14 protein-coding genes are annotated in these 14,660 nt (G+C 37.7%); all 14 read right to left on the bottom strand.

Annotated elements, in window-relative coordinates; all coding sequences use genetic code 11:
• Positions 1-18: 18 nt before the first annotated feature.
• Positions 19-873 carry a two-component system regulatory protein YycI gene (locus tag IGK54_RS05165; RefSeq protein ID WP_002365516.1) on the bottom strand — a complete coding sequence of 285 codons (855 nt, stop codon included), beginning with the start codon at positions 871-873 and terminating at the stop codon, positions 19-21.
• Positions 873-2,183: a YycH family regulatory protein gene (locus IGK54_RS05160; protein ID WP_010712315.1), complete on the bottom strand. Its 1,311-nt coding sequence runs from the start codon at positions 2,181-2,183 to the stop codon at positions 873-875. The genes IGK54_RS05165 and IGK54_RS05160 overlap by 1 nt, the downstream gene beginning before the upstream one ends.
• Positions 2,180-4,009: a cell wall metabolism sensor histidine kinase WalK gene (gene walK, locus IGK54_RS05155; RefSeq protein ID WP_002357946.1), complete on the bottom strand. Its 1,830-nt coding sequence runs from the start codon at positions 4,007-4,009 to the stop codon at positions 2,180-2,182. The genes IGK54_RS05160 and walK overlap by 4 nt, the downstream gene beginning before the upstream one ends.
• 6 nt (positions 4,010-4,015) lie before the next feature.
• A complete protein-coding gene (yycF, locus tag IGK54_RS05150) occupies positions 4,016-4,720 on the bottom strand; it encodes a response regulator YycF (protein ID WP_002357947.1) in 705 nt (234 codons plus the stop codon).
• A 173-nt stretch (positions 4,721-4,893) separates the two neighbouring features.
• A complete protein-coding gene (locus IGK54_RS05145) occupies positions 4,894-5,595 on the bottom strand; it encodes an MIP/aquaporin family protein (RefSeq protein ID WP_430603359.1) in 702 nt (233 codons plus the stop codon).
• A gap of 117 nt (positions 5,596-5,712) precedes the next feature.
• Positions 5,713-6,573, bottom strand: coding sequence for a DegV family protein (locus IGK54_RS05140; RefSeq protein ID WP_430603289.1), 861 nt, complete (start codon positions 6,571-6,573; stop codon positions 5,713-5,715).
• Complete coding sequence (locus tag IGK54_RS05135) at positions 6,566-7,135, bottom strand: DUF1836 domain-containing protein (RefSeq protein WP_002357951.1); 570 nt, start codon at positions 7,133-7,135, stop codon at positions 6,566-6,568. Before IGK54_RS05135 ends, IGK54_RS05140 begins: the two co-directional genes overlap by 8 nt.
• 126 nt (positions 7,136-7,261) lie before the next feature.
• Positions 7,262-7,915, bottom strand: a complete 654-nt coding sequence (locus IGK54_RS05130; RefSeq protein ID WP_002396099.1) for a TIGR01906 family membrane protein — start codon at positions 7,913-7,915, stop codon at positions 7,262-7,264.
• Positions 7,903-8,673 (bottom strand): TIGR01457 family HAD-type hydrolase, encoded by a 771-nt coding sequence (locus tag IGK54_RS05125; protein WP_010777555.1) that lies wholly within the window; start codon positions 8,671-8,673, stop codon positions 7,903-7,905. Before IGK54_RS05125 ends, IGK54_RS05130 begins: the two co-directional genes overlap by 13 nt.
• Positions 8,674-8,678: 5 nt before the next feature.
• A complete protein-coding gene (locus IGK54_RS05120; protein ID WP_002357954.1) occupies positions 8,679-9,308 on the bottom strand; it encodes a YutD family protein in 630 nt (209 codons plus the stop codon).
• A 34-nt stretch (positions 9,309-9,342) separates the two neighbouring features.
• Positions 9,343-10,725: a bifunctional metallophosphatase/5'-nucleotidase gene (locus IGK54_RS05115; protein WP_010777554.1), complete on the bottom strand. Its 1,383-nt coding sequence runs from the start codon at positions 10,723-10,725 to the stop codon at positions 9,343-9,345.
• Between the two features lie 124 nt (positions 10,726-10,849).
• Positions 10,850-12,538, bottom strand: coding sequence for a ribonuclease J (locus IGK54_RS05110; RefSeq protein ID WP_430603287.1), 1,689 nt, complete (start codon positions 12,536-12,538; stop codon positions 10,850-10,852).
• A 30-nt stretch (positions 12,539-12,568) separates the two neighbouring features.
• Positions 12,569-13,441, bottom strand: coding sequence for a 4-hydroxy-tetrahydrodipicolinate synthase (gene dapA / locus IGK54_RS05105; protein WP_002357957.1), 873 nt, complete (start codon positions 13,439-13,441; stop codon positions 12,569-12,571).
• Between the two features lie 33 nt (positions 13,442-13,474).
• Positions 13,475-14,542, bottom strand: coding sequence for an aspartate-semialdehyde dehydrogenase (locus tag IGK54_RS05100; RefSeq protein ID WP_002403231.1), 1,068 nt, complete (start codon positions 14,540-14,542; stop codon positions 13,475-13,477).
• Positions 14,543-14,660: the final 118 nt, after the last annotated feature.

The following is a 14,660-nucleotide window of genomic DNA, read 5'->3' as shown; positions in this document are numbered from 1 at the left end:
TTCATTATACAACGGACCTTAATGTTTTTCCACCTTTGGCACAGTATTATTTGTGATGATGGTATTACTTACGGCATTCACCTGTTCAATTTCAACTGAATCTTCACCAGTAGAAATTCCTACAAACCAGACTGGAACGTATACATTTTTCTCACGAATTTTATAAATTCTTGAATAGGCCAATTTAATGAATGTTATTTTGGAATTACTAGGAATCCGGTTATTCATATAGAGCGTGTCTATCGCATCACGATTGGAATATAAATCCGTTTTGTCTCGTAACTCTTCAATATTTTCAATGTGCGTTTGCGAATATTTACTAATTTTCCATAATTCACCTGACGTATCTGCTAAAATACTTAATTTTGCCGTGTCGTCTCTAAAGGGAATTCCTTTATACGATTGTGCAGCCACAATTTCTGCCGTCGGCTCTTTTAAATGAGAAAATTCTGGTAAGTATTGATATTCGTCTCCGAATAATAAAGCATTTTTTTCATTTAAAAAAGTACTTAAATCTTTATCAATTTTCTTAGGATCAATAAAATAGTTTTTACTAGGTACACTCGTTAAAGTATTATCCGCAATTTGCAGCCCATTTCTCAAAAAGTTTTTATTCTTTTCACGTTGGATTTTTAAAGCAGCAGAAAAATTGGTTTGTTCGCCACTTAAATAATAACCTTCCAATCGTTCTGAAGAAAGTGTCCCTTTATACGAGATGTTATCTTTTTCCAACCGACTTTCAATCGATTCTGTTTGGCTGGAAGAAGAGACGTTGCTCTCCTCTTGTTGACCTTCCCGATAAATTCCAAATAAAAAGATATTTAATCCTAAAAACGCTAAGAAGAAAATCCACTCAATTCGTTTAAAATCCATTAGCCCACCTCCAAGCTTGGTAATTGTTTTACCAAGTCCGTTGCAGTGTACCAATTGTTGTTATAAAGGACATACCATTCCGGACTTAAATCAACGACTTGTTTGACTTCTTCAATTGTCTGCCACGTATAACCAATAACAGCCGATTGGATTTTTTCCTTTTTAGCACCAGCCGTTTCTAAACGCTTAATCAATTTTTCCGTGCTTTCCAGCGTCACTTCTTCTTCTGAAGGAATCGGCACTTGGATCGTATTCACACTTGTGTTAATGGTTACGCTTGGCGCAGCACTATCGTTGTTCGTGATGCGAATATCCACTTGGCCTTTTAAATCATTACTAAACACTGGGAAGCCTTCCACAAAAGTCCGATAATTGACACTATCTTTCGTTCGATCAAAGTAACGTAAATTCCCCATATTGGTTCCTAAACGTTTTACATAAGAAAAGCTTTGATTATAGATTGAATCCCGTTTATTCTCTTCTGGCAAGGTCCCTTTAAAATCGATTTTTCCCAGTTTTTCTTCTGCAAACAATCGTTCCTCTTTACTCGTGTAGGTTAAGTCTTGACTGTCTTCATTGGTTTGGATATCTTCCGTTTCATTGAAAAAAGCATTTCTAAAACGAGTAACTGGTTGCGAAGCTAAAATATAACTGTACTTTTTCAACTTCATATCATTGGTTAAATAACATTGTCCTTGTTTGGTTAGCGTATTTTCGGAAACGTCTTGATATTGCAATCCCTCTTTATTGATAATTCCCATTAAGCGCGCCTTATTGACAGTCATGGGTGCTTCATAGACGTTGGCTTGATCATAATCTAAAAAACGTATCTTATTTTCGTTAAAATCCAATTGAATTTTCGTAAAATACTGGTCCGTCAACTCATTAAAGTTAGTAAAATTAATGGATAGATTATAAATCGAAGCATAGTCCGAGATTAAAAAGGGACCTTGATAAAGAAGTTCAATGCCTTGTTCCATTTGGTTGTAGCGCTTAAGTTGCTCTGCATTTTTTGTCACAACTTGTGTCAATTTACCAAAAGTAGCCATTTTAATATCATTTTGAACATTACTAATTAATGTTTCACGATTACTTTGCATCGCTTTTCCATCAGTTATTCGAATCAATTGCAAAGGTAAATAGACATCGCCAATGGCTTTTTCATTGACAGCTGTTGTGACTTGGCTTCCCGACTTCATTTCTGGTATTTTTTTGGCAGAATTCAGCCAGATATTGACTGAAAAATATATACTTAAAATGACCATCAAAATCAAGCCAATTCTTGTAATCCATTCTGATAATTTCATCATTCCCACCAATCCTCTTCATAAGGTTCATATGGTAGTGAAATATAGAAAGTCGATCCTTCACCTTCTGTACTTTCCACCCAAATACTCCCGTTATGGGCCCGAATTACTTCTTTAGAAATTGCTAAACCTAAACCAGTCCCACCTTGTGCTCGCGCACGAGCTTTATCCACACGATAAAAACGCTCGAAGACTTTCCCGAGATCTTTTTTAGGGATGCCCAAACCTTGGTCCGAGATACTAAAGACGACATTATTATGTGTTTCAACTAGTCGGCAGGTAATGACGCCGCCATCTGGCGAATACTTAATCGCATTGTTCAAAATGTTGTCTAAAACCTGAATTACTTTGTCTGTATCTAACTCTACCCATAAATCGCGTTTAGTAAATTCACGGCGAATTTTGTAATTTTTTTGCTCATTTTCAATCATCATATCAAAGCGATCCAAGACAAAATTAATCAATTCGTTAAAATTCACATACTCTAATTGAAGATGTGTATTCCCAGAGTCCATCCGAGATAAATTCAACAAATCATTAATCATACGAATCATCCGGTCGGTTTCTTCTAACGTGACTTTTAAGAAGTTCGGCGCAATCTCAGGGTTTTCCCAAGCTCCTTCACTCAAAGCCTCTATATAACTACGCATACTTGTCAAAGGCGTTCGCAACTCATGAGAAACATTGGAAACAAATTCCCGTCTTTCCCGTTCGTTTTTTTCCTGTTCTGTGACGTCATGAAGTACGCAAACTAAGCCAGTAATAAATCCTGATTCCCGACGAATCATCGTAAAGTCTACCCGGATAATCATTTGGTCTTCTTCACGATCAGACGTTGAGCGATCAATCAGCAGTTCATCTGGCTCTTCTAACAGCTTCCGCAATGTGTAATCTTCTTCAATATCTAACAACTCTAATAACGAGGTCCCAATCACATTTTCATTTTTTACATTTAATAATGAAAGGGCCATTTCATTAATCGTAATCACCTTTCCGCGGCGATCCGTCGCAATGACACCATCTGTCATATGCGTTAAGACACTATCTAAACGATTTCTTTCTGCTTCCATTGTTTCTTGTGCTTCTTCAATCCGTTCTGATAATTGATTAAATGTTTCTGCTAATTGGCCTAATTCATCTTTTCCATGGACTTCTACTTTTCCAGCGTAATCACCACGAGCGATTCGAATGGCTTGCTCGCGCATTTCACCAATCGGCTTCGTGATTGATCGTGCAATCAGTAAGGTCACAATAATCGAGATTGCTGCGGCAATAATAGAAGCAGTGAAAAAGATACTTGCTGTGTTGGTAATTTCTTGGTATTTATTTTCTAAATTACTTTTCACATAAAGGACACCAATCACTGTTTCTCCAGTAGGCGATTGAATCGGCTGGACATTCACATACACGCGTTTATCATTATCTAAAGCTTGATATTTTTTACTCGTAAAGTCATTTAAATCACGATAATCATTCTTTTTCCCAATAATATTTTGTTGATTTAAATCATTGGTTGCCCGAATAATCCCTTTATCATCGACAATTCTCGCTTCAGAAATATCTGCATTTGAAAAATCAGATAACGCTTTTTTTAAATTTGCATCAACGTCACTACGTTCGAGATCTTTGTTGCTCATCTGCGTACTTAACGTATTTGACAATTGGACAACTTGGGAATCCATATTTTTTTTAAAATCGGAAATTGTAGTGGCTTCCAATTCACGAATGAAATAGCCACCAATGATTTGAATCGCGATTAGTAACAGCAGAATAAATGATAAAGCAATCTTAAAATTAACAGATTGAAAAAAGTGAACTTTTTTCTTCATACCTGATTACTCCTGTTCAGGATTTCTTAGATAATAACCAACCCCACGACGAGTAACTAAATACGTTGGATGACTTGGACTATCTTCAATTTTTTCTCTTAAACGACGTACGGTTACGTCCACTGTCCGCACATCACCAAAATAATCATAACCCCAAACGGTTTGTAATAAATGTTCACGAGTCATCACTTGTCCGATATGTTTTGCTAAGTAATAAAGTAACTCAAATTCACGGTGGGTTAATTCAATTTTTTCACCCCGTTTTGAGACCATGTATGCATCAGGATGAATGGTTAAATCACCAATCGTTAATTCAGATTGCGTTGTCACCTCGGCTTCTTTCGCATTGGTTGCACCTCGCCGTAAATTGGCTTTTACACGAGCAACTAATTCACGATTTGAAAATGGTTTCGTTACATAGTCATCGGCTCCTAATTCTAATCCTAAAACCTTATCAATTTCAGAATCTTTGGCAGTCACCATAATGATTGGCATATCATGTGTTTTGCGCACTTCTCGTGCGACTTCTAAGCCATCCATTTTAGGGAGCATTAAGTCTAAAATAATTAAGTCTGGTTCCACTTCTTCCACTTTTTCAAGTGCTTCTTCTCCATCATAAGCAGTAAATACTTCATATCCTTCTTTAACCAAATTATATTTAACGATCTCTGAAATTGGCTTCTCGTCATCAACTACTAAAATTTTCTTCACAAAGAGACACCTCTTTTTCCTTCTAATCTTATTTGATACTTTCCTATTATACCTTATTTTGATGATGTTTTCATCTTTGGTTAAAAATGCGCCTTTAGGTTCTCCTAGTATAACAAAAAAAGAATCTCTGACAACAATTGACGCTTGTTATCAAAGATTCTTCTTTCGCTAATCTATTCTTCCGTATCTAAGACGAATTTTGCTACAAGAGCGGCTAATAATCCACCAATTAATGGCGCAACGATAAAAATCCACAACTCAGATAACGCTGAACCACCCGCAAAAACGGCTGGCGCGATGCTACGAGCTGGGTTGACAGAAGTTCCTGTCAAAGGAATGCCGACTAAGTGAATCATTGTTAGTGTTAACCCAATTACGATTCCTGCTAATGAAGCATTGCCTTTCTTAGCACTTGTAACTGTCATGACAACTAAAACAAAAATAAATGTTAAAATAATTTCGACTGTCAATGCACCAGCAACACTTAATTCCCCTACGCCATTTTGACCTAAGTTCTCAATACTTTTACCAGCACCTTTTAGAATGCTTAATAATGCAAATGAGGCAATCAAGCCGCCAACAATTTGTCCCACTACATAGTAGATTAGTTCCATTGTTGTTATTCGTTTATTAAGCCATATTCCTATAGAAACAGCTGGATTTAGATGTGCACCTGAAATTGTGCCAATACTATAGGCAGCAGCAACGATTGTTAACCCAAATGCTAAGGCAATCCCCGTTGTTCCAATCCCTTCCATACCATTTCCTAGAACGGCTGTTCCTGTCCCAAAAAAGACAAGAATAAATGTTCCTAAACATTCTGCTATTGCTTTTTTCACAAAAAATTCCCCCTTTGTAGACAAATTGTAACACATTCGTGAAATTTTCAATATAATTTTCGTTGTTTTTCCAGCAAAATGATATTTCTATGAAAAAGAGAAATCTTAAATGAAAAATCCCCTCAAAAAAATTTGAGGAGATTTTTCATTTAATTAATCATTTAATAACTGTATACCAACACCTAAAAGTCCTGGTCCTGTATGAACAACTAATGCCGGACTAATCGTTCCAAAGTAAATTTCTTCTGCTTGTGGAAAAGCTGCTTTCAAGCGTTCCATCATTACTTTTGCTTCTTCCTCTGCCGCACCGTGAGCGACTGCCAAACGAAAACGGGGTGCCTCACCTATAAAGTTCGTCACCAACTCAAACGTTTTATCAAGACTTTTTTTACGGCCGCGAGACTTAGCCACCGTATAGTAAATGCCTTCTTCATTACAAGAAATAATGGGGTTTAATTTTAGCGCATTGCCTAAAATAGAAGTGACTAAACCAATTCGTCCACCTTTTTGTAAATATTCTAAAGTGGCTACATTAAAAAATACTTTTGCGTTGGCTACTTCTTCTGTTAATTTTTGTTGTAATTCTTGCCAGCCTAATCCTGTTTCAATTAATTCTGCTGCTCGTATCGCCTGAATGCCAGCCCCGATACCAATGTTCTTTGTATCTAAAACAAATACATCTAGTCCTTCGGTTTGTTCTCCAAGCAAGCGAACCACATTATACGTTCCACTTAAGCCACTAGAAATGGTCACCGCTAAGACTTTTTCGTAACCCGCTTCTTTAATTTTGTCAAAAATAGCTTGAATTGTTGCACCATCAGGTAATGAAGTACTAGGGATTTCTTTCTCTAAACGTTGATACACTTCTTCTGGTGTAATATCTACCTTATCTGTATAGGTTTTTTCAGGATAAATAATCTGTAAGGGCAAGACATACATGCCGTATTGTTTGACTAATGCCTCTGGAACATCTGTCCCAGAATCAACTAGTAGTGCGATTTTTTCTTTATTCATGTGTCATCTCATCCATTTCTTTTAAGTATTCTTGTTCCAATTCAATCACTTTTTCACTAAACATTTTAGTAGCAAAAGACATTGTCGCTGCTTTTACAGCCAAATATTCAATCCCCATAGGTTCTTGTGATTTGGCCTGAACTTCTTTTTCTTGCGCTTGAGCAGCAATCACATAAATCGCTCGTTCCTGTTCTTGACAAAATAAATTGTACGCTTCACGAATACCAACCGTGGCTCCTTGGAATAAAATGCCTTGCTTAATTTCTGGCAATGTTAACACTTGTTTCAACAACGTAATCGCAATTAAAAACGCTAAATGCTTTTGATTGTAGCGCTTTTTCACTGGGGCCGGGATTAACCCGTGTTTGACATAATTATTAACCATTGAGGACGTTAACAAAGTATGTTTTTCCAGTGTAATCAATGGGGATAAGTATTTTTCTATCAGAGTAATCACTTGATCCATATATAATTCAATGTCTGGTAACTCATGCCATCTTGGCAAATGAACGTTTTCCAATTGTTGGCCCCAATTTTGTAGTGATTTTTCTATCTCGTCCATAAAAACCCTCCTAACCATTTCTAAAAAAGAATATCATACTTTTGACAATTATTCAATCTAGTTTTTAAAACTAGATTGAATAAAAAAGAAAAGCGAGCAATTTTGGAATTGTTCACTTTTCTCTTTTTATTTTTTTAAAGAACGTTTTCCGATTAAAATACCTATCAAAAACAGGCCTTCTAATAAAACAAAAAACAAGATAAAACAATGCATAAAGTAGGCTTCAGGTAAGGCATTGATAATCGGATCAGTCAGCGGATTAAATAACCAAGCATCGTTGTTAAAAAATAATCCATGAAACGCAATAAAAAATTGATCAAAGCCAATCAGCATGAAAAAGCCAAAAAGCACAGGCAAAAACATTCCCCACTGAAATGGCCGTATCAATGTCCATAAACGCTGATTTTTCACCAAATATTTTAAATAAAGGACACTAGGCATCAACGTAACTAGTAATACGCCATAGCACAATAAAAACAATTTTTTCACTTCATAAAAATGAAAAGCCGCGCTATCAGACATTGGAAAATCAGGAAATACTAATGTTTTTTCAAAAGGATTGTTTAAGTACATCATTAAATGATCGTAATTTTTAATCAAGGTCACACGATCAACCTCTACGTCTTTTAAAATATTTAAGTGTTGGATATCAAAAAGATACAATGGACGAAAATTAATCGTGATCGTGATACTTAAAGCCACAATCGTTAAAAACAAACAAATGAGTCCAAGTGTTTCCCTTAAACGCAATTTCGACCTCATCATACTCAAAAAGTCCATTCATCTAAGGAATCAACAACATAGGTTGGTGGCGTTGGCAAAGTTGGAACAGCTGACTTAGGGGTAAAACCTGATGTAACTAACAAGCTATCAATACCATTTTGAATCCCTGATTGAATATCGGTTTCATAATTATCTCCAACCATAATTACTTGCTCTTTTTCCACGCCTAAATGCGCAATCGCTCGTTCCATGATAATCGCTTTTGGTTTGCCAATATAAACTGGTTTTGTTTGAGTAGCTGTCTCCACAAACGTCACAACTGAACCTGCACCAGGTAATAAGCCTCTTTCTGTCGGAATGTTCTTATCTGGATTGGTCCCAATAAACAACGCCCCTTTTTGAATGGCTAAGGTAGCTAAAACCACTTTTTCATAAGATAATTCTGTATCAAGTCCCACGACAACATAATCAGGATTTGTTTCATCCCATTCAAAACCTGCTTCTAAAATTAAGTCAATTAAACCAGCCTCGCCGATGACAAAGACTTTCTTGCCTCGATTGGTTTCTTTCATGTAATCAATCGTCGCTAAAGTCGCTGTATAAACAAGGGATGCTGGGACATGAATATCAAATTCATTTGCTAAACGTTGTGCCACTGTTTCAGGAGATTTAGTGGTATTATTCGTTACAAATAAAAAAGGCAAATCTTTTTCCTGTAACTGCTCGACAAAACGTTTTCCGGCTGGAATTGGTTCTTTTCCTAAATAAATCGTTCCATCTAAATCAATTAAATATCCTTGATAGTTTTTTTTCACTCTGTTTACTCCTCACGTTGACGAATCGTAAAGCCTTTGCCAGATTTTTTGGGACTAGGCTGTTTGGGTGTAGTCGTTTTTTTATTTTCTTCTTTTCGCGTACGAATCACTGGCTTGCTATTTTTATTAGCGGGCGCACTCTTTTCCTCGACAAACGCGTTAGAACGATTATTCTTTTTATGGCGACGACGACGATGCGTTGTTTTTTCTTTACGTTCCCCTGTTCGTTCAATTACAAAATAGGCACAGCCAAAATTACAATATTCATACAAATAGTCTTCTAGTGTATCAATGCGTTGATCCGGCGCTGCCCGACGATTAGAAGTATCAAAAAAGCCACGCAAGCGTAACTGTTCATAGCCCCAGTCTCCTACGATATAATCATAACGCGCTAATACTTCACTAAACCGTTCACCTAAGCGTTCAGGATCAAAGGCATCACGATGATTTTTAACAATTCGGTACTCTCTTTCACCAATTTGAATATCTGTTTCATTCACAATGGTGACAATTTCCCCTTTTTTCTTTTCTTTTACAGGTTCTTCTTTTATTTCTTCAAGAACTGCTGTTAGTTCTTCTGTAAAGGTTGCAGCAGTTTCTGTTTCTTTTTTTTCGGTTGTCTTTTTGTCTGTCATTTTTTCACCACCTAGTTTTTATTATACCTTGTTTTTATTTGATTGGATAGTGGGCATGCAGATAGTTCGCCACGACAGTTCTTAAAACGTCTGGAAATAAAAATTCGACTTCTCCAACTAACTCAATCGTTGGGAAAAACGGAACAAATTGAAAGTGATCCACTGTTGTCAGCGTATACTTCTGCTCTGGCTGAATAGGTTTCCCTTGCCAAAAAACGGTCTGGCTATTTCGCTCAAAACGAATCCCATCATAACATAATTCGCCAAAAATTTTCCCGCGGAAGCCCATCCCGCGAATCGGAAATTTCCGCAGAAATTGACGACTTTTTTCCATTTCACGAATCAAACGGCTCATGTCTGACCCTTTCAAGGTAACCTTGATTAAATGCATTGGATGAGGCAAGGCCTCATGTAATTGGTCTGCATTGATTATTCCTTCTGGTAAATCTGCTAAAAATAACCCGTTGTTCAACACAGCCGCTTCGGTCTGCCCCGCTTCTTTTAACGCCTTCAAGGCAACAGTTATAAAGGCATGCGGTTGCCGTAAGTCCGTTGACAAGGTTTCAGGGATTTGTGCAATTTGCTGCGCTTGCAATAGTCGATGACCTTCCGTTAAGTAACCCGCAATTTCCTTGGCATCAGTTGCTTGCTCTTCTAAACTTGCTGTTTCCATCGTTTTTGCATAACTTGTGACTTGCTTCGTGTCGTCATCCACAAACAGATGCACTTCACCAATATACTGTCCATATTTGCCAGCAGCTGCTAGTTGCACATGATTAATTTTTTCACCATCTTTAAATAAATGATGTGTATGGGAACCTAAAATCACTTGAATTTCAGGATAATTCGCCGCAATCATAAAATCAGTATCTATCCCCAAGTGACTAAGCAAAATGAGAACATCACATTGAGGCGCAACTTCTGTAATCAGTTGAGGAAGGACTGCTTCCACTTGTTTGATTGTCCAGCCATTGGGATTATACGTTAAAGGAAATGGTGCGGTTAAGCCAATAAACCCTAACTTTGTGCCTTCTTTAGTTGTCATAATTTTATATGCTTGACAAAAATCTGGTAACGTTTGGGTTTTTGGATCTTCTAAATTAGCTAAGACCACTTCAAATGTTGACTGATCATATAAATGCTCTAATTGTTTCTTTGAATTGCCGATTCCTTCATTATTTCCAATTGTAACCAGATCATACGCTAATGTATTCATTATAGCTACATTTGCTCGACCATCTGTTGCTTCGGTCAAAGGATGACACCGATCTGAAAAATCGCCTAAATCAATGGTTACGACTGTTTTGCCCTCTTTTTGGTACAGCGAACGTTTGGCTTTAACCAGACGCCGTATTTTGGGCCAATTTTCAAAGTGAGAATGAAGATCATTGGTATGGAACAACACAATCTCTTCCACTAAAATCGCCTCCTTTATTCAGCGCTCTGATTAATAGTACCATATTTATAGAAGAAAGTTACAAAAAAGAACAGATGACTTTAGAAGAATTTCTCCTAAAATCACCTGCTTTTATCAGGACGAACTATGCGTTATTTTTGGGACGCTTGCGTTGCGTCGCTTCCATGATAACTGGTAAGATCACAGGACGACGTTTGGTTTGTTCAAATAAATAACGGCTTAAGTTTTCGCGGATTTCTTGTTTCAGTTTGCTCCATTCAAAATCGTCACTTTCTAAATGTTTTTCAACAATTTCTGTAACAATATTGCTACTTTCTTTCATTAGGTCTTTACTTGTTTTAACGTAAACAAAACCTCTAGAAGTAATTTTAGCTGGTGAAACAATTCGTTTTTCTCGGCGATTAATTGTCACAACAGCCACAAAAATACCATCTTCGGAAAGAATACGACGATCCCGTAAAACGATATTACCAATATCACCGACACCAATCCCGTCAATCATAATATTTTCGGCCGTTGTGCTGCCAGCTACCGACATTCTACCTTTTGTATACTCTAGAATGTCCCCACGACCTGTAATAAAGATATCTTTATAAGGCATGCCAATTTCGTGTGCTAAGTCCGCATGCGCAGCTAACTGGCGGTATTCACCTTGGACAGGAATGAAATATTTTGGTTTCATTAAGTTCAGCATCAATTGCAAGTCATTCGGATTAGCGTGACCAGACACACGTAAATTGTCGGAAATTTGCTTCACCGTAGCACCGGCCCGATAGACAATATCCTCTGTTTTGGCAACCGTTGTTTCCATGGCCGTTGTCGGCGTTGTCGTAATATAAACTAAATCGCCTTCTTCAATTCGAACGACACCATGTGTATTATTAGCCATTTTTTGAAGTGACTTAATCGGTTCTCCCATTCGGCCTGTTTCTAAAATTAATAACTGTTCAGGTGCATATTTTTTCATTTCTTTTGGTTTCACTAATAGATCTTCGCTTGGCAATTGTAATTTTTCCAATTTCATCGCCGTCCGAATAATCCGTTCAAAATCTTGGCCTGTCAAAACGACTTTACGACAAGAACGATCCGCTGCATTCAATACTTGTTGAACCCGTTGCAAATTACTTGCCACACATGCCACGATAATTCGTCCTTCCCAATAGCGAATCGTGTCGAACACTTCATCAGCGATTTGGGCTTCGGAAGCAACTTGGACTGGGTTTTCAGCATTTGATGAATCACTAAGTAACGCCAAGACGCCTTCTTTCCCAATTTCAGCCAAGCGGCCATAATCGGTCTGATACATCTCAATCGCACTTTGATCAAATTTAAAATCACCAGTATAAACAATGTTACCTTCTTTTGTTTTGATGCTAACACCAATCGAATCTGGAATGGTGTGCGTTGTTTTAAAGAAGCTCACCGTTGCTTGACCAAAATCAATTTCTGTATGCGGGTCAATCACATGGAAATCTTTAAATTTCTTCGTTTCCGCATGACTGTTGACACTTAGTTTTGCTAGTTCAATCGTTAATTCTGTCCCAAAAACAGGCACTTGAATTTTTGAAAGCAAATACGGTAAGGCCCCAATTGCATCTGCATGGCCATGTGTTAAAAAGACCCCTGCAATTCGTTCACTATTTTCTTCTAAATACGTAAAATCCGGAATGACAACGTCAATTCCTAAAAGTTCGTTCTCTGGATATTGTAATCCACAATCCAGTACAAAAATTTCATCTTCCACTTCAGCAACGTACATATTTTTTCCATTTTCACGAACGCCGCCTAATGGAACGATTTTTATTGTACTCACTCTTTTCACCTCTCTATGATTACACGTTCTTTAAATCTCTAACGTGCGAATAATTCTTTGCTCTTCTTCTGGTGTACAAGCAACTAGAGGTAAACGTAAATTTCCAACAGGAATACCTAAATGATTTAAGGCCGCTTTCACGGGTGCCGGCGAAGGCACTGAAAACAAGGCGTTCATTTTTGGTAATAACTGTCGTTGAATTTTAGCCGCTTCCGGCAAGTTCCCCTGCTCCAGCGCTTGATACATCTCATACATTGACGAACCGAAGACATGACTGGCTACCGAAATAACCCCTTGTCCGCCAAGTGCCTTGGTGGCAAAAGCCAACCCGTCTTCTCCAGTATACACTAGAAAGTCTTTTGGCGCTCTTTCAATCAACTCAGTAATTGCATCTAACCCTGCACATTCTTTAATTGCCACAATTTTTTCCAATTGTGCTAAGCGCAAAGTAGTTTCCACTTCTAGACATGCAGCCGTTCTACCAGGAACATTGTACAAAATAATTGGTAGTTCACTTGCTTCTGCGATGGTTTTAAAATGTTGATACATACCTTCTTGATTTGGTTTATTATAATAAGGAACAACCGCCAAAACAGCATCGATACCAGCGATTGTCGCTAACTCTTTCACAAAAGCGACTGAGTCACGTGTATCATTCGTACCTACACCACAAATAATCGGAATACGTCCATCGATCAGTTCAATCATTCGCTGGAATAATTGTAATTCTTCTTCATGGGTTAACGTGGGTGATTCACCAGTTGTTCCTGCTAAAATAACGCCTTCTGTATGATTGGCCAATAAATAGTCTACCAATTGCGGCAGTTTATCAAAATCTATTTCTCCCGATTCTTGAAACGGCGTAACCATTGCCGTAATAATTGTTGCATTCGTTAAATCCATCCTATTCCCTCCCGAGTATACAATACAAACCTTCTAGTCGTTTTCAGGTACACGAAGCAAATTCATTTCGTGTAGCGTTTCAGCAATTTGGACCGAGTTCCAAGCAGCTCCTTTTAATAGGTTGTCTGACACAATCCATAAATGGAAACCGTTCTTCACGTCAACGTCTTGACGAATACGGCCGACAAATGTTTCTTTCTGGTTGACGCTATTTAGCGCTTGTGGATATAGTTGTTCACTTGGCTCATCTTGCAAAATTACACCTGGAGCTTGCGCCATTAATTCTTGGATGGCTGAGACCGATGCATCTGCTTGTTTCACTTCTATATAAACAGATTCAGAATGTCCTGAAATTACCGGAATACGGACACAGGTGGCAACGACTTTTAGCTTGTTATCCCCCATGATTTTTTTTGTTTCATTCATCATTTTCCATTCTTCGTAGGTATACCCTGCTTCTGAAAAAACATCAATTTGAGGCAACGCATTAAAAGCAATTGGATAATGTTTTTTGTCACTGCCAGCTGGTAAAATTTCAGCTGACCATTCACTGACAGGTTTTCCCTCTAAAAAATCTTCGGCTTGTTCTTTTAGCTCATTAATTGCACGGATACCTGCGCCACTCACAGCTTGATACGTTGAAACGATGATTCGTTCTAAGCCAAACGCTTGCCGAATTGGTTCCAAGGCCACCATCATTTGAATCGTAGAACAATTGGGATTTGCGATGATTCCCTGATGATTTTTCAAGGCTTCCGGGTTCACTTCTGGAACAACTAAAGGAACATCTTTTGCCATTCTAAAATGGCTAGTGTTGTCAACAACAACAGCTCCTCGCTTAACTGCTTCTGGTGCAAACTTTTCGGAAATACTCCCGCCAGCACTAAATAATGCTAAATCGATTCCTTCAAATGATTCCGGGACTAATTCTTCCACGATAAGAGGTTGCCCTTTAAACTGAATCTCTTGTCCGGCAGAACGCTTAGACGCCAATAACCTCACACTGGCAATTGGCAAACTTGTTTCTGCTAACAATTCAATCATTCTTGTCCCGACAGCACCTGTTGCTCCTACCACGGCAACATGATATTCTTTTCCCATATTTTCATACTCCCCTCTTACCTTCTTGTAAAAGCTACTTGTCCTATTTTACCATAGTATTGAAAAAACCTACATAGTCAAAAAAATGATTTTTTTATTTTCCCATGATATTTTAAAA

The sequence above is a fragment of the Enterococcus sp. DIV2384 genome, from assembly GCF_050534975.1.
Lineage (GTDB): Bacteria > Bacillota > Bacilli > Lactobacillales > Enterococcaceae > Enterococcus > Enterococcus faecalis.
Note: the sequence above shows the minus strand (reverse complement) of the source record. Positions and strands in the feature narration are given on the sequence as shown.